Origin of the sequence: Arenimonas sp. (assembly GCF_036275555.1) — a bacterium.
In the GTDB taxonomy this organism is placed as follows: Bacteria; Pseudomonadota; Gammaproteobacteria; order Xanthomonadales; family Xanthomonadaceae; genus Arenimonas.
On the sequence record NZ_DASUDO010000027.1, the window covers coordinates 19,644 to 40,820 of the forward strand.

Consider the following 21,177-nt stretch of genomic DNA (forward strand, 5'->3'; position numbering starts at 1 on the left):
GGATAGTGCAAAGACGGGAGTGGTTCGACGCGCGCCGTCCCGCTTGCGGAAACCCAATCCATACTGCTTTTGCCCTATCCGCGTTTATCCGCGTAAATCCGCGTCAAAAGGCTCTGGCTAGTCCGCCGCCGCCTCAAGGGCCTCCGACAGGCGCTCCACCGCAATCACTTCCATGTCCTTGAACGCGCCTTTTTTCGGCGCGTTGGCCTTGGGCACGATGGCGCGCCTGAAGCCGTGGGTGGCGGCTTCCTTCAGGCGTTCCTCGCCGTTGGGTACCGGGCGGATCTCGCCGCTCAGGCCCACTTCGCCGAAGGCAACGGTTTTTTCCGCCAGCGGCCGGTCGCGCAGCGAGGACAGCACTGCCAGCAGCACCGGCAAATCCGCGGCGGTTTCCTGCACGCGGATGCCGCCGACCACGTTGACGAAGACGTCCTGGTCGCCGGTGACCACGCCGCCGTGGCGGTGCAGCACGGCCAGCAGCATCGCAAGCCGGTTTTGCTCGAGGCCCAAGGCCACGCGGCGCGGGTTCGACAGCGGCGAGCTGTCCACCAGCGCCTGCACCTCGACCAGCAGCGGGCGCGTGCCCTCGCGCGTCACCATCACCGCGCTTCCGGCCTGGGCCGTGCTGCTGCCGGAGAGGAAGATGGCCGACGGGTTCGGCACCTCGCGCAGGCCCTTGTCGCCCATCGCGAACACGCCGAGCTCGTTCACCGCGCCGAATCGGTTCTTGAAAGCGCGCAGCACGCGGAAGCGGCTGCCGGACTCGCCTTCGAAATAAAGCACCGCGTCGACCATGTGCTCGAGCACGCGCGGGCCGGCGATGCCGCCCTCCTTGGTGACGTGGCCGACCAGGAACACGCTGGTGCCGGTTTCCTTGGCGAAGCGCACCAGCCGCGCGGCGCTCTCGCGCACCTGGCTTACCGAGCCGGGCGCGGCGGTGAGCAATTCGCTCCACAGGGTCTGGATGGAGTCGGCGACCAGTAGCTTCGGCGCCGGGCGCGCGGACGCCGCCTGGCCGAGGATCTTCTCGACGCAGGTTTCGGCCAGCGCGTGCAGGTTGTCCAGCGGCAGGCCCAGCCGCTGCGCCCGGCCCGCGACCTGGGCCAGGCTTTCCTCGCCGGTGACGTAGAGCGCCGGCACCTTCGCCGACATCAGCGCCAGCGCCTGCAGCAGCAGGGTGGATTTGCCGATGCCCGGGTCGCCGCCCACCAGCACCACCGAACCTTCCACCAGGCCACCGCCCAGCACGCGATCCAGTTCGCCGATGGTCGTCGAGACCCGGACCTCGGCGTCCTGGCTTACATCCTTGAGCGCCACCACGCCGGCCGCCTCGGGCCGCCCGGCCCAGCCGCCCTGCCTTGCCGGCCCCGCGCCGCCCTTGCCGGCGCTGGCCGGCTCGACCACGAACTCGCTGAGCGTGTTCCAGGCGCCGCATTCGCCGCATTGGCCCTGCCATTTGCTGGAGGACGCACCGCAGTCGGTGCATACGTACGCGGTCTTTGCCTTGGCCATGCCTGCGATCCGGGAGAACTCGAAGCCGACACTCTAACGGGGCCGGCTCGCAGGAGGTGAGACGAATCAGCCCCGGTCGAGGGTCAGCGCAAAGGTTTCGGCACATCGGAAGCCGGCGGCCGGGTCGTGGTCCCAGCGCTCCACCCGCGCCGCTGTCGACCCCGCCGTGAAGTGGACCAGGTTCACGGAGTGCGGCAGGTCGCCCCGCACCCGGTGCGACACCGCCGTGCCGGCCTGCACGCACCAGGCCCGGCGCGCGAGCCCCGCATACCGATGCGACAGCGGCCGCACGAAGGGCAAATGGATGTGGCCGCCCATCACGATATCGGCGCCGGCGGCGACCCAGGCGGGCGCCGCCTGCGCGTGGCCACGCGCGAGATCCACCTCGTCGGCCGGTCCGGGCACGTCCAGCGGCTGGTGCGTGACCACGATCCGCAGCTGGCCCGCGCGGGCGGCGGCCAGCCGTTCCGCGACCCGCGCCACCTGCCACGGCGACACTTCGCCGTGCTTGTGGCGGTAGGCGCGGGTCGTGTTCACCCCGATCACCAGCCAGTCGGGCGTGTCCAGCACGGGCTCGAGTTCGTCGCCGAAGGCCTGGCGATGCCAGCGGTATGGCGACAGCAGGCGCGTGGGCAGGTCGAACAGCGGGATGTCGTGGTTGCCGGGGATCACCACCTGCCGCGGGATGCCGAGCCGCGCGCAGAAGGCCGCCGCCGCGCGGAACTGGGCGCGGCGCGCGCGCTGGGTGATGTCGCCCGAAAGCACGAGAACGTCGGGCCGGCAAGCCTGCGCCAGCGCGACCAGGGCTTCGACCACGGGCGCCTGCTCGGTGCCGAAGTGCGGATCGGACACCTGCAGCAGCAGGCTCATTCGACCGCCACCCGCAGCTCCGGGGGCGGCAGCATCAGCGGCAGCGGCTCGGGCGCCACTTCGAACACCAGCGGCGAACGCATCCACACCACTTCGCCGTCGATCGCCACCTTGATGCGGCGGCGGCCGCGCGGCGCGACGGTCATCTTCCGGAACACGAAACTCTCGATGTTCTCCGCTGCCCCGAGCCGGCCGAGCGCGCCGCGCAGCGCCAGCCCCAGCAGCGCCCGACGGCTGGCGGGCTTGATCATCAGGCCGGCCAACTCGCCCTGCCCCAGCACCGCGGCCTCGTCGATTCCGATGCGCGCGAGCTGCAGCGCGTTGTTGCCCACGAACAGCGTGGACGTGCGCACGCGGCGCTGGTCGCCGCCGGAGGCGATGTCGAGCGCGAGGCGGCGAGCGCCGGACGCCAGCGTCCGCAGGGCCGACAGCAGCGCCACGCCGCGGCTGCGCCCGTACTCCTGCTTGGCCGCCTCGCGGTCCTCCAGCAGTTTCGGGTACAGCCCCAGGCTGGCGTTGACCAGGAACACGCGGCCGTTGACCCGCCCGACCTGCACTGGCGTCACCGACGCCTGCAGCAGGCCGCGCATAGCCGCCTCGAGGTCCTGCGGGATGCCGTGCGTGCGGCCGAAATAGTTGAACGTTCCTTGCGGCAACACCGCATAGGCGCAGCCGCTGCCGAACACCGCCTGCGCGACGGCGTTGAGCGTGCCGTCCCCGCCCACGGCCACGACGATGCCACCGTCGGCGCGGGCCCGTGCAACCGCACCCGCCGCCACCCGGTCGATCTGGCCGGGCCCGGGGACGCGCAGGAAGGCATGGCGGCGGCCCGCCTCATCGCACAGCCGGGCCAGCGTGTCGCAGGTGGCATCGGCATCCTGCTGGCCCGAGGCGCCGTTGATCACGATATAGAGCGGCGCGTCCGGCGCCGGCGGCGTGCGGATGCGATCGGCGGCGGCGAGGGGGGCATCCATGCCCCGGAGACTAGGGGGCGGTGCGTTAGCCTTCGATAAACGGCCCGATGGCGCCACCAACGAAAAACCCGCCTGGCGGCGGGCTTTTGATCTGGTGCCGGAAACAGGAGTCGAACCTGCGACCTACGCATTACGAATGCGCCGCTCTACCAACTGAGCTATTCCGGCGTGAGGCGCGGATTCTAGGCCTTGGGGCCGGGCCGGGTCAATTTACCAGGCTGATCCGGAGCTCTTTCGGCAGGGCGAAGACCACGTTCTCCGGCTCGCCCTCGAGGTGCTCGACCTGGCCGGCGCCGAGTTCCTGCAGCCGGGCCACCACGCCCTGCACCAGCACCTCGGGCGCCGAGGCGCCGGCGGTGAGGCCGATGCGCGAGGCGCCGTCCAGCCAGGCCGGGTCGATGCACTCCGCGCCGTCGATCAGGTAGGCGCGGGCGCCCTGCTTCTCGGCCAGCTCGCGCAGGCGGTTGGAGTTCGAGGAGTTCACCGAACCGACCACCAGCACCACCTCGCAGCGGCCGGCCAGCAGGCGCACGGCGTCCTGGCGGTTCTGGGTGGCGTAGCAGATGTCGTCGTGCTTCGGACCCTGGATGGCCGGGAAGCGGGCCTGCAGGGCGGCGATGATCTCGCGGGTGTCGTCGACCGACAGCGTGGTCTGGGTGGTGTAGGCCAGGTTGTCGGGCTGGGTAGGCTGCAGCGTGGCGACGCCGGCGACGTCCTCGACCAGATGGATGTGGTTGTCGCCGTGCTCGCGGCGCCACTGGCCCATGGTGCCCTCCACCTCGGGGTGGCCGGCGTGGCCGATCAGCACCACGTCGCGGCCGGCACGGCAGTGCCGCGCGACTTCGATGTGGACCTTGGTGACCAGCGGGCAGGTGGCGTCGAACACCTTCAACCCGCGGCGGTCGGCTTCGGCGCGAACGGCCTGCGACACGCCGTGGGCGCTGAAGATGACGGTCGCGCCGGCGGGTACTTCGTCCAGCTCCTCGACGAACACCGCGCCGCGCTGGCGCAGGTCCTCGACCACGAAGCGGTTGTGCACCACTTCGTGGCGCACGTAGATCGGCGCGCCCAGCGAGTCGATAGCGCGCTTGACGATCTCGATGGCGCGGTCGACGCCGGCGCAGAAACCGCGGGGATTGGCGAGCAGGATGTCCATGCGGGGATTATCCGTTGCCTCGGGCCGCCGGGGGCGTGTTGAAGCTGAACAGCACCAGGCCGATCGCCCCACCCACGATGCAGGCATCGGCCACGTTGAACGCCGGCCAGTGCGGCAGCTCGGTGAAGCCCAGGTACCAGTCGACGAAATCCACCACGTAGCCGTAGCGGACGCGGTCGATGACGTTGCCGAGCGCGCCGGCGATCACCAGCGCGAACGGCAGCGCGGTGCGCCAGTCGGAGCGCGGCGTACGCGCGAGCCAGGCCACCAGCACGCTGCTGATCACCAGCGCCAGCCCGGTGAAGAACCAGCGCTGCCAGCCACCGGCATCGGACAGGAAACTGAAGGCGGCGCCGTAGTTGTGCACCAGCGTCCAGTTCCAGAAGCCGTCGACGAAGGGCACCGGCTTGAGGTACTCGAGACGCGTGACGGCGATCCACTTCGTGACCTGGTCCAGCGCCAGCAGCACGGCCGACAGGCCGAGCCAGGCCAGCGCGTTGGGGCGCGGGCCGGCCATCAGAACCACCGCCGGGTTTCGCCGGCGCCGTTGACGTTCTCGACGCAGCGGCCGCACAGGCCCGGGTCGTCTGCGTGGCTGCCGACGTCGGCGCGGTAGTGCCAGCAGCGCACGCACTTGGCGTGGGCCGTCGACACCGCGTGGATCCAGGCGCCTTCGCGCGGCTCCACCGGCACCGGCTTGAGGTCGAAGCGCGAAGTGATGAAGAAGAAGCGCAGCTCGTCGGCCATCGGCGCCAGCTTCGTCGCCAGGTCATGCTCGACGAACACCTCCACCTCGGCCTCCAACGACGCACCGATGGCGCCGTCGGCACGCATCGGCTCGAGCACCTTGCTGACCGCCTCGCGCATCGCGAGCAGGCGGTCGAAGTCGGCCGGCGCCAGCGCCGCGTCGGCCGGCATCGGCGCCAGGCCGTCGTACCACGTGGTGAACAGCACGTTCGCCTCGCGCTGGCCCGGCAGGTGCTGCCAGATCTCGTCGGCGGTGAAGCTCAGGAAGGGCGCCACCCAGCGCGCGAAGGCCTCGGCGATGCGGAACATCGCGCTCTGGGCCGAGCGGCGGCCGACGCTGTCCACCGGCATCGTGTACAGACGGTCCTTGGTGACGTCCAGGTAGACCGAGCCCAGGTCGTTGGTGCAGTAGTTCTGCACCATGGCCACGACCGCCGCGAAGTCGTAGCGCGCGTAGGCGGCCTTGATCTCCTCCTGCAGCGCGTGCGCGCGGTGCACGGCCCACTGGTCGAGCAGCAGCAGCTTCGCGTTCGGCAGCAGGTGCGCGGCCGGATCGAAACCGTTGAGGTTGCCCAACAGGAAGCGCGCGGTGTTGCGGATGCGGCGGTAGGCATCGGCGGTGCGCTTGAGGATGTCGTCGGACACCGACATCTCGTTGCGGTAGTCGGCCGATGCGACCCACAGGCGCAGCACGTCGGCGCCGAGCGCGTCGTTGACCTTCTGCGGCTCGACCACATTGCCGATCGACTTCGACATCTTGCGGCCCTGCGCGTCCACGGTGAAGCCGTGGGTCAGCACCTGGCGGTACGGCGCGGCGCCGTCCATCGCGATGCCGGTGAGCAGCGAGCTCTGGAACCAGCCGCGGTGCTGGTCGGAACCCTCGAGGTAAAGATCGGCGGGCTTGCGCAGGCCATCGCCCGCGCGCGCGGCAAGGACGCCCTCGTGGGTGACGCCGGAGTCGAACCAGACATCCAGGATGTCGGTGACCTTGAAGTAGTCGTCGGCTTCGGCGCCCAGGAACTCGGCGGCATCGAGCGCGAACCAGGCATCGGTGCCCTGCTGCTGCACGCGGTCGGCGACCTGGCGCATGAACTCGACCGAGCGCGGATGCGGCTCGCCGCTCACCTTGTGCACGAACAGCGCGATCGGCACGCCCCAGGTGCGCTGGCGGCTGATGCACCAGTCCGGGCGGCCTTCGATCATGCCGGCGATGCGCGCCTCGCCCCACTCCGGCACCCAGCCGACCTGTTTGATGGCTGCCATGGCGTCGCGGCGCAGGTTCGCCTGCTCCATCGAGATGAACCACTGCGGCGTGGCGCGGAAGGCCACCGGCGACTTGTGCCGCCAGCAGTGCGGGTAGCTGTGCTCGAGCTTGCCCGAGGCCAGCAGCACGCCACGCTCGGCGAGCAGCGCGGTGATGGCGTCGTTGGCTTTCCAGATGAACTGGCCCGCGAACAGCGGCGTGCCCGGCAGGTAGACGCCGTTGCCGCCGAGCGGGTTGATCTCGGCCGGCGAGTACTTCTCGAGCAGCCCGTACTTCACGCCCACCACGAAGTCTTCCTGGCCGTGGCCGGGCGCGGTGTGCACGGCGCCGGTGCCGGCGTCGGTGGTGACGTGGTCGCCGAGGATCAGCGGGATCTCGCGGTCGTAGAACGGGTGCTGCAGGCGCAGGTTCTCCAGCGCGGCGCCGGCGGCGCGGCCCAGCACCTGCACGCCGTCGATGCCGTAGCGCTTGAGCGCGGCTTCGGCCAGCGCCTCGGCCAGCACCAGCAGCTGTCGGCGGCCGGCGCGCGCCGGGCCCTCGACCAGCACGTAGTCGATCTCGGCGCCCAGCGTGACGGCGAGGCTGGCCGGCAGCGTCCAGGGCGTCGTGGTCCAGATCGGCACGCCGACGATGGCGTCGCCAGCGTCCACACCGAACTTCGCCGCGAGGGCCTTCGGATCGAGGGCGTCATACGCCACGTCCACCATCGGCGACACCTTGTCGGCGTATTCGATCTCGGCCTCGGCCAGGGCCGAGCCGCAGTCGAAGCACCAATGCACCGGCTTCACGCCGCGGCTCAGGTGCCCGCGCTCGATGATCTTGGCCAGCGAACGCAGCATGTCCGCCTCGAAGGCGAAATCCATGGTGCGGTACGGGTTGTCCCAGTCACCCAGGATGCCCAGTCGCTGGAAATCCTTCGACTGCCCGGCGATCTGCTCGGCGGCGTACTCGCGGCACTTGGCGCGGAAGGCGCCGGCGTCGAGCTTGTCGCCGACCTTGCCGTGCTTCTTCTCGACCACCAGCTCGATCGGCAGGCCGTGGCAGTCCCAGCCCGGCACGTAGGGCGCGTCGAAGCCGGACAGCAGCTTCGACTTGACCACCATGTCCTTGAGGACCTTGTTCACCGCGTGGCCGATGTGGATCGAGCCGTTGGCGTACGGGGGGCCGTCGTGCAGCACGAACAGCGGCCGGCCCTTGGCCTTGGCCCGTACCTGCGCGTAGAGGCCCTGCTGCTGCCACCCGGCCAGCATCGCCGGCTCGCGCTTGGGCAGGTCGCCGCGCATCGGGAACGCCGTCTCCGGCAGGCTGATGGTGTGCTTGTAGTCCTTGCCGCCGTTATCGGTCACGCCAACGCTCCGCTGTCCTGCATGTCGTGGCGCAAAACGCGCCGGGCTTGCGCCGAGTCCCGGTCCATCTGCCGGACCAGGGCGGGCAAGTCGTTGAATTTTTCCTCGTCGCGCAGCTTGGCGACGAACTCCACCTCGAGCCGGCGCCCGTACAGGTCGCCCTCGAAGTCGAACACATGCGCCTCGAGCAGCGGCTCCACGCCCTGCACCGTCGGCCGCGTGCCCAGGCTCGAGACGCTGGCCATCGGCCGCGGCCCGATGCCGTGCACCCAGGTGGCGTAGATGCCCGACAGCGCCGGGCGCTTGCCGGCGAGCCGGATGTTGGCCGTGGGGTAGCCCAGCGTGCGGCCCAGCTGCTTGCCGCGCACCACCTTGCCGCTGATCGCGTAGCGCCGGCCCAGCTCGCGCGCGGCGCCCTCGAGGTCGCCCGCGGCCAGCTGCTGGCGAAGCGCGGTGCTCGACACCCGCTCGCCCGCGGCCACCACCGGCGCGATCGCGCCGGCGCTGAAGCCGTGCGATTCGCCCAGCGACTGCAGCAGGGCGAGGTCGCCGGCGCGGCGGTGCCCGAAGCGGAATTCCGGCCCGACCCAGACTTCACGCGCCGACAGCCGCTCCACCAGCACGCGCTGCACGAAGTCATCGGGCGACATCGCGGCCATCGCCGCGTTGAAGCGCAGCAGGCCCACCACGTCCATGCCCAGCCCGCGCAGCCCCTCGAACTTGGCCCGCGGCAGCGACAGCCGCGGCGGCGCCTGGTCGCGCCCGAAGAACTCCCGCGGCAGCGGCTCGAAGCTCAGCGCCACGGCGGCCAGCCCGGCGGCGCACGCACGGGCCCGCACGTGGCCGACCAGCGCCCGATGCCCCAGGTGGAGGCCGTCGAAGGCACCGATGCAAACCACGCTGCCCTGCGGGCAAAGTGATTCGCCCTCGACGTCCCGGAACAGCCTGCTCATGCCCGAATTATAGCCAGCTGCGGTCACGGCCCGCGCAGTTGCCGCGGCCGCCAGCCGCTGGCGAGCAGGCCGAGGCCGTAGGCGGCGGCGCCGGCGGCGACCACGCCCAGCATCAGCAGCCAGCGCATTTCGCCCGACCAGGCCCGCCAGTCGCCCACCGCGTGGTTGGCGAACAGCACCGCCGCCGCCAGCGCCGCGCTGGCCACGCCGATCCTGGCCAGGTGCCGCCCCCAGCCCGGGGACAGGCTGAAGCTGGCCTCGCGGCGCAGCGCGCGCCAAAGCAGCCAGGCGTTGGCCAGGCCCGCCAAACCGGTGGCGAGGGCGATGCCAGCGTGGGCACCGGGCACCTTGCCCAGCCACAGCGGCGTCACCAGGGCGGCCGTGAGGGCCACGTTGATCAGCACGGTGCGGATGGCCGCCTTCATCGGCGTGCGGGTGTCCTGCCGGGCATAGAAGGCCGACAGCAGCACCTTGCTCGCCATGAACCCGGGGATGCCCAGGCTCATCGCCACGAGGCTCAGGGCCGTCATGCGGCTGTCGGCGGCACTGAACTCACCGCGCTCGAAGATGGTGGCCGACAGCGGCTCGGCCAGCAGCGCCAGGCCCAAGGCCGCCGGAATGGCCAGCAGCAGCACCGTGCGCAGGCCCCAGTCGAGCGCGGAGGCATAGCCTTCGGCATCAGCATCGGCACTGCGGCGCGAGAGGTGCGGCAGGATCACGGTGGCCAGCGCCACGCCGAACAGGCCCAGCGGGAATTCGATCAGCCGGTCGGAGTAGTAGAGCCAGCTCTGGCTGCCGTCCACCAGCAGCGAGGCGAAGATGGTGCCGACGATCAGGTTGAGCTGGGCCACCGACGAGGAGAACAGGGTCGGCAGCATCAGGCGACCGACCTTGCGCACGCCCGGGTGATTGAGCTTCAGGCGCAGCCGCGGCCGCAGCCCCAGCCGGCCCATCGCCGGCCACAGCAGCACCAGCTGCAGCACGCCCGCGGCCAGCACGCCCCAGGCCAGGGCGGTGATCGGGGTCTCCAGCCGGGGCGAGAGCCAGATCATCGCGGCGATCACGGCCAGGTTGTGCAGGACCGGCGTCACGGCCGGCAGGGCGAAGCGCTGGAAGGAGTTCAGCACCGCGCCGGCCAGCGCCGTCATCGAGACCAGGGCCAGGTAGGGAAAGACGATCCGCAGCAGGTCCGAGGTGAGCTGGAACTTGGCCGGGTCGTCCAGGCTGCCCGGGGCAATGGTGGCCACCACCAGCGGGGCCGCCAGCATGCCCAGGCCGCTGACCACCAGCACCGCGGCGCACAGGGCGCCGGCCACGTGGTCCAGGAAGTCCTTCAGGGCGGCCGGGTCGTTCTTCTGGCGCAGTTCGGACAGGACCGGTACGAAGGCCGAGGCGAAGCTGCCCTCCGCGAAAATGCGGCGCAGGTAGTTGGGGATGCGGTAGGCCACGGCGAAGGCGTCGACGATGCCGCCGGCGCCGAACAGCTGGGCCTGGACCACGTCCCGGACGAAGCCGGCGATCCGGGACAGCAGGGTCATGGCGCTGAACACCGCCGTGGACCGCAGCAGGCCACCCCGGCTCATGCCCTGCCCCCGGCCGGCGCGAAGGGCAATTGACTCAAGCTACTGAATCCCCCATAATTTCGGGTCTTTCCAGCTCCACCCCCGCCGGCACCCCAAATTTCCCGCCGGTTTCCAACGACCCGGCTAACAACCCTCGATTTCAGGAGCCCTCCGTGGCCAACATCAAGTCCGCCAAGAAGCGCGCCAAGCAGACCGTCGTCCGCAACGCCCGCAATGCCAGCCAGCGCTCCATGCTGCGCACCGCCGTGAAGAAGGTCATCAAGGCCCTGGAAGCCAAGGACGCCGCCGGCGCCGAAGCCGCCTTCGCGACCGCCCAGCCGATCCTGGACCGCTACTCGGCCCGTGGCCTGATCCACCGCAACAAGGCTGCCCGCCACAAGAGCCGCATCAGCGCCCACATCAAGGCCCTGAAGCAGGCCTGATCCCGCGGCGCCCCCGGGCGCCCGGCCGATCGGCGAGAAAAGGCCGGCGAAAGCCGGCCTTTTTGCTGCCTGGGTTTTGGAGCGGCCGGCGGTGCCGGCGTGCGGGTGCAGGCCGGCCTCAGGCATTGCGGGACATCTCCGCACGCGCGGCCGCGTCTTCGGCGGCCTCCAGCTCGGCGGCCTTCTTGTCGTCGAAGAACTGCTGGATCTTGAGCACGATCGGCCAGGTGCCGTCGCGGCCGATGGCCGAGGCCATGAACCACGGCTCCTTCCAGTCCAGCGCCTTCACCACGGCCTCGGCGCGCGCCTGGCGCTCGTCCTCCGGGATCAGGTCGCACTTGTTGAGGACCAGCCAGCGCGGCTTCTCGAGCATGGCCGGGTCGTACTTGCGCAGTTCGTTCTCGATCGCGCGCACCTGCTGCACGGGGTCCACGCCGTCGTCGAACGGGGCCATGTCCACGAGGTGCAGCAGCACGCGGGTGCGCTGCACGTGGCGCAGGAACAGGCTGCCGAGGCCGGCGCCGTCGGCCGCGCCCTCGATCAGGCCGGGGATGTCGGCGATCACGAAGCTGCGGTCCATCTCGACGCTGACCACGCCCAGGTTCGGGTAAAGCGTGGTGAACGGGTAATCGGCCACCTTCGGCGTCGCCGCCGACACGGCGCGGATGAAGGTGGACTTGCCGGCGTTCGGGAAACCGAGCAGGCCGACGTCGGCGAGTAGCTTGAGTTCGAGCCGGATCTCGCGCTCTTCGCCCGGGGTGCCGGTGCCGGCCTTGCGCGGCGCGCGGTTCACCGAACTCTTGAAGTGCACGTTGCCCTTGCCGCCGACGCCGCCCTGCGCGACCAGCAGGCGGTCGCCGTGGTCGGTGAGGTCGCCGATGATCTCGTCGGTCTCGACGTTGATGACCTCGGTGCCGACCGGCACGCGGATCACCACGTCCTCGCCCGCCTTGCCAAAGGCTTGGCGGCCCATGCCGTTCTGGCCGCGCTGGGCGCGGAACTGCCGCTGGTGGCGGAAGTCGATCAGGGTGTTGAGGTTCTCGTCGGCCTCGAGCCAGACGCTGCCGCCGTTGCCGCCGTCGCCGCCGTCGGGGCCGCCTAGCGGGATGAACTTCTCGCGCCGGAAGCTGATGCAGCCGTTTCCGCCGGCGCCGGCACTGACCATGATCTGGGCTTCGTCTACGAACTTCACTGGGCGCTTCCCGGGCGGCGGAACGGGGCGTTCGCCGCGATTGTGGGCCGTCCGCGCCGCGCCGTGAAGGGCGCGGGCCGGGACCGGCAGGATACTGAAACGAAAAGCCCCGCCGAAGCGGGGCCCTTCAGGCGGTGCCGGGCGGGGTTCAGGCCGCCGGGACCACGCTCACGGTGCGACGCTTGTTCGGACCCTTGACCGAGAAGTCGACCACGCCGTCCACCAGGGCGAACAGGGTGTGGTCGCGGCCGAGGCCGACGCCCATGCCGGGGTGGAACTCGGTGCCACGCTGGCGGACGATGATGTTGCCCGCTTCGATGGCCTGGCCGCCGTAGATCTTGACGCCCAGGTACTTCGGGTTCGAATCGCGGCCGTTGCGGGACGAGCCTACGCCTTTTTTCTGTGCCATGACGTTATCTCCTCGGGCTTAGCCGGCGATGCCGGTGATTTCGATTTCGGTGAAGTACTGCCGGTGGCCCATCTGCTTGCGATGGTGCTTGCGGCGGCGGAACTTGACGATGCGGACCTTGTCGAGGCGGCCGTGCGACTTGATGGTCGCGGTGACCTTGGCGCCGGCGACGGTCGGCGTGCCGACGGTGACCTTGTCACCATTGCCCACCATCAGGACGCTTTCGATGTCGAAGGACTTGCCTTCTTCGAGGTCGAGCTTTTCGACCTTCAGGGTCTCGCCCTGCATCACGCGGTACTGTTTACCGCCGGTAACGATGACTGCGTACATGACCGGGATTCCTCTGTAGTTATTTTGACCAATGCCTGCCCGCGGTCAACGGACAGAAGCGGAATTATGGTCAAAAACCCCTTACCAGTCAAACCCTTCGCCAAATCAATTGAACCAGGTTCATTTACCCCCGCTGGCGGGGCCGGCCCCGGCGGCAGGGGTAAATGAACCTGGTTCATTTGATTGGGCGTAAGTCATTGATGGGGTGGGACTTGGGGGCGGGGAACGGGGAGTCACGGCCTGCCGACGGCGGGCTGCTAGACTGCCGGGTTCCTCCCTCCGGAGCCGCCCCCAGGCGCATGGACACGATCCGCATCCGCGGTGCCCGCACCCACAACCTCAAGAACATCGACCTCGACCTGCCCCGGGACAAGCTGATCGTCATCACCGGCCTGTCCGGGTCCGGCAAGTCCTCCCTGGCCTTCGACACCATCTACGCCGAGGGCCAGCGCCGGTACGTGGAATCGCTTTCGGCCTATGCCCGGCAGTTCCTGAGCGTGATGGAGAAGCCGGACGTGGACCACATCGAGGGCCTGTCCCCGGCCATCTCGATCGAGCAGAAGTCCACCTCGCACAACCCGCGCTCGACCGTCGGCACCATCACCGAGATCTACGACTACCTGCGCCTGCTGTTCGCCCGCGTGGGCAGCCCGCGCTGCCCGGACCACCACTACCCGCTCGAGGCCCAGACCGTCGGCCAGATGGTGGACCAGGTGCTGGCCCTGCCCGCCGACCGCCGCTACATGCTGCTGGCCCCGGTCATCCGCGACCGCAAGGGCGAGCACGCCCAGGTCTTCGACCAGCTGCGCGCCCAGGGCTTCGTGCGGGTGCGGGTGAACGGGGTGCTGCACGAGCTCGACGCCGTGCCGACCCTGGCCCTGCGCCAGAAGCACACCATCGAGGCCGTGATCGACCGCTTCAAGCCGCGCGAGGACCTCAAGCAGCGCCTGGCCGAAAGCTTCGAAACCGCGCTCAAGCTCGGCGACGGCCTGGCCCAGGTCCAGGACCTGGACGACGAGAGCGCCCCGCCGCTGCTGTTCTCCTCCAAGTTCAGCTGCCCGGTCTGCGACTACGCCCTGCCCGAACTCGAACCGCGCCTGTTCTCGTTCAACTCGCCGATGGGCGCCTGCCCCACCTGCGACGGCCTGGGCATCACCCAGTTCTTCGACCCGGCCCGCGTGGTCGTGCATCCCGAGCTCAGCCTGGCCGCCGGCGCGGTGCGCGGCTGGGACCGCCGCAATGCCTATTACTTCCAGCTGATCGCCTCGCTGGCCAAGCACTACGGCTTCGACCCCGACACCCAGTGGCAGGAGCTGGCCGAGCAGGTGCGCCAGGCCGTGCTGTACGGCAGCGGCGACGAGATCGTCACCTTCACCTACCTCACCGAGTCCGGCGGCCGCACCCAGCGCAAGCACGCCTTCGAAGGCATCCTGCCCAACCTCGAGCGCCGCTACCGCGAGACCGAATCGCAGGTGGTGAAGGAGGAACTGGCCAAGTTCATCTCCGACCGCCCCTGCCCCGACTGCGGCGGCGCGCGCCTGAACCGCTCGGCCCGTAACGTGCTGGTGGCCGACCGCAACCTCTCGCAGCTCACCCAGCTGCCGGTGGATGAATCGCTGGAATTCTTCTCGCACCTGAGCCTGGCCGGCTGGCGCGGCGAGATCGCCGCCAAGATCGTCAAGGAGATCCGCGACCGGCTGCGCTTCTTGGTCGACGTCGGCCTCGACTACCTCACGCTAGAGCGCAAGGCTGACTCGCTGTCGGGCGGCGAAGCCCAGCGCATCCGCCTCGCCAGCCAGATCGGCGCCGGCCTGGTGGGCGTGATGTACGTGCTCGACGAGCCCTCCATCGGCCTGCACCAGCGCGACAACGAGCGCCTGCTGGGCACCCTCACCCGCCTGCGCGACCTCGGCAATACCGTCATCGTCGTCGAGCACGACGAGGACGCCATCCGCCTGGCCGACCACATCGTCGACATCGGCCCCGGCGCCGGCGTGCACGGCGGCGAAGTGATCGCGCAGGGCAGCTACGAGGACGTGCTGAAGGCGCCGCGCTCGATCACCGGCGCCTTCCTCTCCGGCCGCCGCCGCATCGAAATCCCGAAGCAGCGCCACAAGCCCAACCCGAAGATGATGCTGCGGCTGCTGGGCGCCAGCGGCAACAACCTCAAGGACGTGGACCTGGCGATCCCCGCGGGGCTGTTCACCTGCATCACCGGCGTGTCCGGCTCGGGCAAGTCCACCCTGATCAACGACACGCTCTACCACCTGGCCGCGAACGAGCTCAACGGCGCCTCTCACACGCCGGCGCCCTACCGCGAGCTGCAGGGCATGGACCTGTTCGACAAGGTGGTGGACATCGACCAGAGCCCGATCGGCCGCACGCCGCGCTCCAACCCGGCGACCTACACCGGCCTGTTCACGCCGCTGCGCGAGCTGTTCGCGCAGGTGCCGGAGGCGCGCGCCCGCGGCTACTCGCCGGGGCGCTTCAGCTTCAATGTGCGCGGCGGCCGCTGCGAGGCCTGCCAGGGCGACGGCCTGATCAAGGTCGAGATGCACTTCCTGCCCGACGTGTACGTGCCCTGCGACGTCTGCCACGGCAAGCGCTACAACCGCGAGACGCTCGAGATCCGCTACAAGGGCTACACCATCCACGACGTGCTGGAGATGACGGTCGAGGACGCGCTCAGGCTGTTCGAGCCGGTGCCCACCCTCGCCCGCAAGCTCGAAACGCTGGTAGACGTCGGCCTGAGCTACATCAAGCTGGGCCAGTCGGCCACCACGCTCTCGGGCGGCGAGGCCCAGCGCGTCAAGCTGTCGAAGGAGCTCAGCCGCCGCGACACCGGCCGCACGCTCTACATCCTCGACGAGCCCACCACCGGCCTGCACTTCCACGACATCGAGCACCTGCTGGCCGTGCTGCACAAGCTGCGCGACGACGGCAACACCATCGTCGTGATCGAGCACAACCTGGACGTGATCAAGACCGCCGACTGGGTGATCGACCTCGGCCCCGAGGGCGGGCACCGCGGCGGCCGCATCCTGGCCGAAGGCACCCCGGAGCACATCGCCGGCGTCGCCGGCTCCCACACCGGCCGTTTCCTCGCGAAGCTGCTCTCGCCGGATGACGCACTGCCGACCCGCAAGGCCGCCACGCCCAAGGCGACGGCGCTGCCGCCGAAGGCATCGGCCGCCCGCAAAGAACCCGCGAAGAAAGCCAAGAAGAGCGCATGAACCCGACCGTATTCACCCTCGACATCGAGTCGCGCTGGCGCGACATGGACGCCTTCAACCACGTCAACAACGCCAGCTACCTCGGCTACATCGAGGAAGCGCGCGTGCGCTGGTTCAAGTCGCTGTCCAGCGACTGGGCGGGCGAGACCTCGGCGCCGGTGATGGCCTCCGTGACGGTGAACTACCGCCGCCCGGCGCATTGGCCCGAAACGCTTCGCATCGAGCTGTTCTCCGAACGCGTGGGCGGCAAGAGCCTCACGCTCGGCCACCGCATCCTGTCGGCGGCCGATCCGTCGGTGGTCTATTGCGATGGCCACACCGTGCTCGTGTGGATCGAGCGCAGCGGCCAGTCGGTACCGCTGCCGGACAGCGTGCGCGCCGCCTGCGGCGGCTGAACCTCAGGGCGCCGCGGGCGCCTCGCGCCGCACCGGGAATTCGGCGAACACGCGCCGCCCGTCCGCCAAGACGAAGCGGATGCGCGCGACGTCGCCCGCGGCCAGTGGCCGCAGCGGGCGCATCAGCATCAGGTGCAGGCCGCCCGGCTCGAAGCGCAGCGCCTCGCCGGGCCCGACCACCAGCTTGCCCGCCGGCCGCATCCGGCTGACGCCGTCCTCGGCCACGGTACGGTGGATCATCGGCATGCCGAAATCCTTGCTCTCCGCCCCGGCCACTTCCACCGCCGCCGCACAGGGGTTTCGCAGCACCAGGTAAGCCGCCAACGACGTGGCGCCGGGCGGCGCGGCGCGCACCCATGGCGATTCGATGACCGGCGCGCAGTCCGGCGTGGCCCCAACGGCGGCTGAAGCCGACAGGACACCCATTAACCCCAGGGCAAGGCGGAGTGCGTTCATGCGCCTATGATAATCCCACGCGCCTCAAGGAGTTGTTGATGAAACGCACCCTGCTCGCCGCCGCGATCACCCTCGCCGCCACCGCCACCCAGGCCGCCGACACCCGCCTGACCCTCTACAGCGGCGACTACGATGCCGTGGTGCAGTCCGAAGCCATGCCCGGCGGCCCCGGCTATGCGCTGGTGGCGTCCGCACTGGGCTTCGACCTGGCCAGCGGCAGCAACCCGGTCTCGCTCGGCGGCTTGCCCGCCGCACTTGATGCCAGCTCCGTGCGGCTGCGCCCGCAGGGCAATGCCCAGGTGCGCAGCCAGCGCTTCGACTTCGCGCTGGCCGGCCAGGACGACCTGCTGCGCCGCGCACTGGGCCAGACCGTCACCGTCGAGCAATCGGTCGGCGACGCCCGCCAGTCGTACACGGGCGTGCTGCTGGCCGCCGGCAACGGCCTCACCCTGCGCCTGCCCGACGGCCGGGTGAAGGTTTTGGCGAACTATTCGAACTTCGAACTGCCGCGCCTGCCCGCGGGCCTGGTGAACGAACCCACGCTGAGCTGGGACCTCGTGGCCGACCGCGCCGGCCGCCAGGCCTTCGACCTCGGCTACGCCACCGCGGGCCTGGCCTGGCGCGCCGATTACCAGGTGGAGGTGTCGGGCGGCGCGCGCGCCTGCCGCATGGACCTCGAGGGAGCGGCCATGGTCGCCAACCGCGCTGGCGCCGACTTCAACGGCGTCGAGCTGACGCTGGTGGCCGGCGAACCGAACCGCACCCAGGCCTCCGGCCCGCGCATGGCCAAGGCCTATCGCACCGAAGTGATGATGGACGCGGTGGCCGCGGCGGCGCCCGAGCCGCAGGCCTCCGGCGAATACCACGCCTACCGCATCCCGGGCAGCGCCGACCTGCCGCAAGGCAGCGTGCAGCGAATTCCGCTGGTGGCCCCCGCGCGCGGCGTCGCCTGCCAACGCCAGTACGAAACGAGCGCGCCGATCGGCACGTGGCGGCCGCCGCAGCCGATGATCGACGCGAATTTCAACGCCGTCGAAGGCGAGCAGCCGGTGATCGCCAGCCTCGGCTTCACCAACGCCAAGGCCGCCGGGCTGGGCGCGCCGCTGCCCGCCGGCCGCGTCCGCGTGTTCGACGGCGGCAACCTGCTGGGCGAGGCGATGCTGGGGCACACGCCCGCCAACGCCGAGGTGGAGCTGGCGCTTGGCACCGTGTTCGACCTCAGCGCCGAGCGCAAGCGCGAGGAGTTCCGCCTAGACCGCGCCGGCCGCCAGATGGAGGAGCGGATCAGCGTCCTCGTCCGCAACGCGAAGGACGAAGCCGCCACCGTGCGCATCCACGAGGCCATGCCGCGCTGGAGCGACTGGGAGATCACCACCACCAACGTGCAGCCCGGCGAGCGCGACGCCCAGTCGGCCTGGTTCGACCTGGCGGTGCCGGCGGGCGGCGAGGCGCGCCTGACCTACACGGTGCGGTATCGTTGGGCCCCCGACGTACGCATCGACTGAAGGCCCGGCCATGATCGAACTCCACCGCCACGGACCCATCCACGAGATCCGGCTGGCCCGCCCGCCGGTCAACGCGCTCACGCCCGAACTCCTGGCGGCGCTGCGCACCGCAGTGCAGGCCGCGCCTGCCGACGGCGCCCGCGCCATCATCCTCACCGGCGGCAGCAAGGTGTTTTCGGGCGGCATGGACGTGCCGCACCTGATGGGCCTGGATCGCGCCGCGCTGGGGCCGGGCTGGGCTTCGCTGTTCTCCGCCGCGCGCGCGATCGCCAGCTGCCCGGTGCCGGTGGTGGCCGCGATCGGCGGCCACAGCCCGGCCGGCGGCTGCGTGCTGGCGCTGTGCTGCGACTACCGCATCATGGCCCGCGGCCCCTTCCGCATCGGCCTGAACGAAGTGCAGGTTGGCCTGGTCGCGCCCGACGCCATCCAGCACCTGATGCGCCGCGTGGTCGGCCCGTATCGCGCCGAGCGCCTGCTGGTGTCCGGCGCGCTGGTGGAGTCGGAGATGGCGCAGGCCATCGGCCTGGTCGACGAACTCACCGACGCCGAACACGTCCTGGTGCGCGCCAGGCACTGGCTCGAGGAGCTGCTGGCGCTCCCTTCGGCCGCGATGCTGGCCACGCGCCGCATCGCCCGCGCCGACCTGGTGGCCGCGCTGGAGGGCTTCGACGACCGCCAGCTCGATGGCTTCATCGACGCCTGGTACGCCCCCGACACGCAGGCCGCGCTGCAGGCGCTGGTGGTCCGGCTGAAGAAGTGAGCCCGCGCCCGTCCGCCCGCTGGCTGTGGCTGGCCGCCTGCCTCTGGCTGGTGGCCTGCGCGAAACCGGTGCCGGTGGACTACGCCAACTACGTCGGCCACTGGCGCGGCGAAGGCACGCTGCTGGTGATCCGCGCCGACGGCCACGCCGACTACGAGCGCGTGACCGGCAAATCCCGACTGAGCATCGAGGGCGCCTGCCACTCGTTCACCGAGCGCGGCTTCAAGATCGGGGTGGGCCTGCTCAGCGCCAGCTTCGAAGTGAGCGAGCCGCCGCGGCGGATCGAGGGCCGCTGGCGGATGACGGTGGATGGCGTCGAGCTCACGCGCGTCGACATCCTGCCAGTGCCGGCCGCGGGACCCGACGACACGCTCAGGCTCTGATCAGTCGCCGGTGGCCACCGGCCGCGCGCGATCGCTGACCCAGCCGCTCCACGACGGCGCATAGAGGCGCGCACCCGGCAAGCCGGCGTGCGCCATCGCCAGCGCGTGGTGGCAGGCGGTCACGCCCGAGCCGCAGGACAGCACGACCTCCGATGCCGCACGCCCACCGAGCAGCGCCCCGAACTCGGCGGCCAGCACTTCCGCGGGCTTGAAACGTCCGCCGGAGAGATTGGCGCTGAACGGGCGGTTGCGTGCACCCGGGATATGCCCTGCGACCGGATCCAGCGGCTCCACGTCGCCGCGGAAACGCTCGGGCGCGCGCGCGTCGAGCAGCCAGCCCGCGGGATCGGCCAGGCGTGCGGCGATTTCGTCGGTGCCGACCACCTGCCCGGCGTCGAAATGCGCCGTGTACTGGCCGGGGACGGGCGACACCGCCTCGGCGTCCACCGGCAGTCCCTGCGCGGTCCATGCCGCGAAGCCGCCATCCAGCACCGCGACGCGCGCATGCCCGGCCAGCCGCATCAGCCACCAGAAGCGGGCCGCCGCCATCGCGCCATCGCCGGCGTCGTAGGCCACGACCTGGTGCGCGGGCGTGATCCCCAGGCGCACCAGCAGCGCGCTGAACGCCGCGGCGTCCGGCAACGGGTGGCGGCCGAGCGAGGCCGGCTTGCCGTGGTCGCTGAGGTCGCGGTCGAGGTGGGCATGCCCGGCGCCGGGAAGGTGCGATTCGCGCCAGGCGCGCTCCCCCGCGTCGGCGTCGGCGAGGGCGTGGCGGCAATCCACCACGACCAGGTCGGCGCGACCGATCGCGGCCGCCAGCGCTTCGGGCGACACCAGCGTCTGCCAGTTCACGCCGCCTGCTCCAGGCGCTGGCGGAAATTGACCAGCATCGCGGCGGTGGCGCCCCAGATGCGGTGCCCTTCGTAGCGATACTCGAGCAGGCGGCGGCGACGCCCCTGCCAGTACACCTCGAGTTCGTGCACGTTGGCCGGATCGAGCAGGAAGCCCAGCGGCACCTCGAAGGCCTCCGCGACTTCCGACGGATCCACGACCGGCTCGTAGCCGTCGCCCACCGTCGCCACCACCGGATAGACGTGGAAGCCGGTGATGGTCACGAAGGGATCGAGGTAGCCCAGCGGCGACGAGTGCGACGAGGCCAGCCCGACTTCCTCCTGCGCCTCGCGCAGGGCGGCGGCCACCGGATCGCTGTCGCTGGCTTCGATGCGCCCGCCGGGGAAACTGACCTGCCCCGCGTGCAGCCTCAGCGCTTCCGTGCGGCGGGTCAGCAGCACGCGCGGGCCGCCGGGGCGCTGCACCAGCGCCACCAGCACGGCGGCAAGGCGCAGGGGCACGTCCAGCGGCAGCAGGTCGGCGAGTTCGGCGTGGTTCCAGCCGGGCCCGGACGGGGGCTGGTCGAGCGGATGCAGCGCGCGGGGCAGGCGTTCGAACGGATCGAACGGCGGGCTCACACCCGTTGCGCCTCGCGACGCGGCAGGACGACATCCATGAGCTGCAGGCGCTCGTCGTCGTTCATTTGCGACCAGCGCGCGATCTCGGCACTGGTGCGGTGGCAGCCTTCGCACAGGCCGTCGGCGTCAAGGGAACAGATCCCGACGCAAGGGCTGAGGACGGCGCGGAATGGGGAATGCATGCAGGCGATGCCAGTCCGCCGCGCCCGGGGGCGCGG

At 70.6% G+C, this 21,177-nt stretch carries 18 protein-coding genes, 1 tRNA gene and 3 pseudogenes; 6 read left to right on the top strand and 16 right to left on the bottom strand.

What is annotated here, in order from left to right; genetic code table 11:
• Positions 1-117 precede the first annotated feature (117 nt).
• The 10 genes and pseudogenes from radA to murJ form a co-directional block, all read right to left on the bottom strand.
• The gene (gene radA / locus VFV21_RS07045) at positions 118-1,512 is read right to left on the bottom strand and encodes a DNA repair protein RadA (RefSeq protein ID WP_329668728.1); all 1,395 of its coding nucleotides are present in this window, start codon (positions 1,510-1,512) and stop codon (positions 118-120) included.
• Positions 1,513-1,578: 66 nt separating this feature from the next.
• Complete coding sequence (locus VFV21_RS07050; protein WP_329668729.1) at positions 1,579-2,382, bottom strand: metallophosphoesterase; 804 nt, start codon at positions 2,380-2,382, stop codon at positions 1,579-1,581.
• Complete coding sequence (locus VFV21_RS07055; RefSeq protein WP_329668730.1) at positions 2,379-3,356, bottom strand: diacylglycerol/lipid kinase family protein; 978 nt, start codon at positions 3,354-3,356, stop codon at positions 2,379-2,381. The genes VFV21_RS07050 and VFV21_RS07055 overlap by 4 nt, the downstream gene beginning before the upstream one ends.
• A gap of 92 nt (positions 3,357-3,448) precedes the next feature.
• Positions 3,449-3,524 (bottom strand) — tRNA-Thr (locus VFV21_RS07060).
• A 37-nt stretch (positions 3,525-3,561) separates the two neighbouring features.
• Positions 3,562-4,512 (bottom strand): 4-hydroxy-3-methylbut-2-enyl diphosphate reductase, encoded by a 951-nt coding sequence (gene ispH, locus VFV21_RS07065; RefSeq protein ID WP_329668731.1) that lies wholly within the window; start codon positions 4,510-4,512, stop codon positions 3,562-3,564.
• A gap of 7 nt (positions 4,513-4,519) precedes the next feature.
• Positions 4,520-5,032, bottom strand: coding sequence for a signal peptidase II (lspA, locus tag VFV21_RS07070; RefSeq protein WP_414638508.1), 513 nt, complete (start codon positions 5,030-5,032; stop codon positions 4,520-4,522).
• Positions 5,029-5,160, bottom strand: a pseudogene (locus VFV21_RS13485) (zinc finger domain-containing protein); the annotation flags it as partial. The gene lspA and the pseudogene VFV21_RS13485, both read right to left, overlap by 4 nt.
• 68 nt (positions 5,161-5,228) lie before the next feature.
• A pseudogene (gene ileS, locus VFV21_RS07075) lies at positions 5,229-7,806 on the bottom strand (isoleucine--tRNA ligase); the annotation flags it as partial.
• A 59-nt stretch (positions 7,807-7,865) separates the two neighbouring features.
• Positions 7,866-8,822: a bifunctional riboflavin kinase/FAD synthetase gene (locus tag VFV21_RS07080; protein WP_329668733.1), complete on the bottom strand. Its 957-nt coding sequence runs from the start codon at positions 8,820-8,822 to the stop codon at positions 7,866-7,868.
• 23 nt (positions 8,823-8,845) lie between these two features.
• On the bottom strand, positions 8,846-10,405 hold the full coding sequence (murJ, locus tag VFV21_RS07085; RefSeq protein WP_329668734.1) for a murein biosynthesis integral membrane protein MurJ: 1,560 nt from the start codon (positions 10,403-10,405) through the stop codon (positions 8,846-8,848).
• 152 nt (positions 10,406-10,557) lie between these two features.
• Here murJ and rpsT point away from each other — a divergent pair, with 152 nt between their 5' ends.
• Positions 10,558-10,827, top strand: a complete 270-nt coding sequence (gene rpsT / locus VFV21_RS07090; protein ID WP_034215061.1) for a 30S ribosomal protein S20 — start codon at positions 10,558-10,560, stop codon at positions 10,825-10,827.
• A gap of 118 nt (positions 10,828-10,945) precedes the next feature.
• Here rpsT and cgtA read toward each other — a convergent pair whose 3' ends face one another.
• From cgtA to rplU, 3 genes are all read right to left on the bottom strand, one after another.
• Complete coding sequence (cgtA, locus tag VFV21_RS07095) at positions 10,946-12,019, bottom strand: Obg family GTPase CgtA (RefSeq protein ID WP_290885580.1); 1,074 nt, start codon at positions 12,017-12,019, stop codon at positions 10,946-10,948.
• A gap of 148 nt (positions 12,020-12,167) precedes the next feature.
• Positions 12,168-12,428, bottom strand: a complete 261-nt coding sequence (rpmA, locus tag VFV21_RS07100) for a 50S ribosomal protein L27 (protein WP_034215066.1) — start codon at positions 12,426-12,428, stop codon at positions 12,168-12,170.
• 18 nt (positions 12,429-12,446) lie between these two features.
• A complete protein-coding gene (gene rplU, locus VFV21_RS07105; protein ID WP_034215068.1) occupies positions 12,447-12,758 on the bottom strand; it encodes a 50S ribosomal protein L21 in 312 nt (103 codons plus the stop codon).
• A 299-nt stretch (positions 12,759-13,057) separates the two neighbouring features.
• On the opposite strand from rplU, the gene uvrA reads away from it, so the two are divergent.
• Both uvrA and VFV21_RS07115 read left to right on the top strand, forming a co-directional pair.
• Complete coding sequence (uvrA, locus tag VFV21_RS07110; RefSeq protein ID WP_329668735.1) at positions 13,058-15,991, top strand: excinuclease ABC subunit UvrA; 2,934 nt, start codon at positions 13,058-13,060, stop codon at positions 15,989-15,991.
• Entirely contained in the window at positions 15,988-16,386 is a 399-nt protein-coding gene (locus tag VFV21_RS07115) for a thioesterase family protein (protein WP_329668736.1), read from the top strand. Before uvrA ends, VFV21_RS07115 begins: the two co-directional genes overlap by 4 nt.
• Positions 16,387-16,389: 3 nt before the next feature.
• On the opposite strand, the gene VFV21_RS07120 is transcribed toward VFV21_RS07115, so the two are convergent.
• Complete coding sequence (locus VFV21_RS07120; protein ID WP_329668737.1) at positions 16,390-16,842, bottom strand: copper chaperone PCu(A)C; 453 nt, start codon at positions 16,840-16,842, stop codon at positions 16,390-16,392.
• A gap of 38 nt (positions 16,843-16,880) precedes the next feature.
• On the opposite strand from VFV21_RS07120, the gene VFV21_RS07125 reads away from it, so the two are divergent.
• Genes VFV21_RS07125 through VFV21_RS07135 form a run of 3 tightly spaced genes read left to right on the top strand, consistent with a single transcriptional unit; the run spans position 16,881 to position 19,490 of the window.
• Positions 16,881-18,347 carry a DUF4139 domain-containing protein gene (locus VFV21_RS07125; protein WP_329668738.1) on the top strand — a complete coding sequence of 489 codons (1,467 nt, stop codon included), beginning with the start codon at positions 16,881-16,883 and terminating at the stop codon, positions 18,345-18,347.
• 10 nt (positions 18,348-18,357) lie between these two features.
• Positions 18,358-19,107 (top strand): enoyl-CoA hydratase/isomerase family protein, encoded by a 750-nt coding sequence (locus tag VFV21_RS07130; RefSeq protein ID WP_329668739.1) that lies wholly within the window; start codon positions 18,358-18,360, stop codon positions 19,105-19,107.
• Complete coding sequence (locus VFV21_RS07135; RefSeq protein ID WP_329668740.1) at positions 19,104-19,490, top strand: hypothetical protein; 387 nt, start codon at positions 19,104-19,106, stop codon at positions 19,488-19,490. Before VFV21_RS07130 ends, VFV21_RS07135 begins: the two co-directional genes overlap by 4 nt.
• Here VFV21_RS07135 and VFV21_RS07140 read toward each other — a convergent pair whose 3' ends face one another.
• On the bottom strand, positions 19,491-20,342 hold the full coding sequence (locus VFV21_RS07140; protein WP_329668741.1) for a sulfurtransferase: 852 nt from the start codon (positions 20,340-20,342) through the stop codon (positions 19,491-19,493).
• A pseudogene (locus VFV21_RS07145) lies at positions 20,339-21,141 on the bottom strand (CoA pyrophosphatase). The gene VFV21_RS07140 and the pseudogene VFV21_RS07145 overlap by 4 nt, the downstream one beginning before the upstream one ends.
• Positions 21,142-21,177 lie beyond the last annotated feature (36 nt).

Bases quoted from the DNA above. Each gene is read 5' to 3' on its own strand.
- rplU (WP_034215068.1), bottom strand. From the start codon at position 12,758: ATGTACGCAGTCATCGTTACCGGCGGTAAACAGTACCGCGTGATGCAG.
- VFV21_RS07115 (WP_329668736.1), top strand. From the start codon at position 15,988: ATGAACCCGACCGTATTCACCCTCGACATCGAGTCGCGCTGGCGCGAC.
- VFV21_RS07050 (WP_329668729.1), bottom strand. From the start codon at position 2,382: ATGAGCCTGCTGCTGCAGGTGTCCGATCCGCACTTCGGCACCGAGCAG.
- VFV21_RS07080 (WP_329668733.1), bottom strand. From the start codon at position 8,822: ATGAGCAGGCTGTTCCGGGACGTCGAGGGCGAATCACTTTGCCCGCAG.
- VFV21_RS07120 (WP_329668737.1), bottom strand. From the start codon at position 16,842: ATGAACGCACTCCGCCTTGCCCTGGGGTTAATGGGTGTCCTGTCGGCT.
- VFV21_RS07125 (WP_329668738.1), top strand. From the start codon at position 16,881: ATGAAACGCACCCTGCTCGCCGCCGCGATCACCCTCGCCGCCACCGCC.
- ispH (WP_329668731.1), bottom strand. From the start codon at position 4,512: ATGGACATCCTGCTCGCCAATCCCCGCGGTTTCTGCGCCGGCGTCGAC.
- murJ (WP_329668734.1), bottom strand. From the start codon at position 10,405: ATGAGCCGGGGTGGCCTGCTGCGGTCCACGGCGGTGTTCAGCGCCATG.
- rpmA (WP_034215066.1), bottom strand. From the start codon at position 12,428: ATGGCACAGAAAAAAGGCGTAGGCTCGTCCCGCAACGGCCGCGATTCG.
- VFV21_RS07130 (WP_329668739.1), top strand. From the start codon at position 18,358: ATGATCGAACTCCACCGCCACGGACCCATCCACGAGATCCGGCTGGCC.
- VFV21_RS07055 (WP_329668730.1), bottom strand. From the start codon at position 3,356: ATGGATGCCCCCCTCGCCGCCGCCGATCGCATCCGCACGCCGCCGGCG.
- uvrA (WP_329668735.1), top strand. From the start codon at position 13,058: ATGGACACGATCCGCATCCGCGGTGCCCGCACCCACAACCTCAAGAAC.
- radA (WP_329668728.1), bottom strand. From the start codon at position 1,512: ATGGCCAAGGCAAAGACCGCGTACGTATGCACCGACTGCGGTGCGTCC.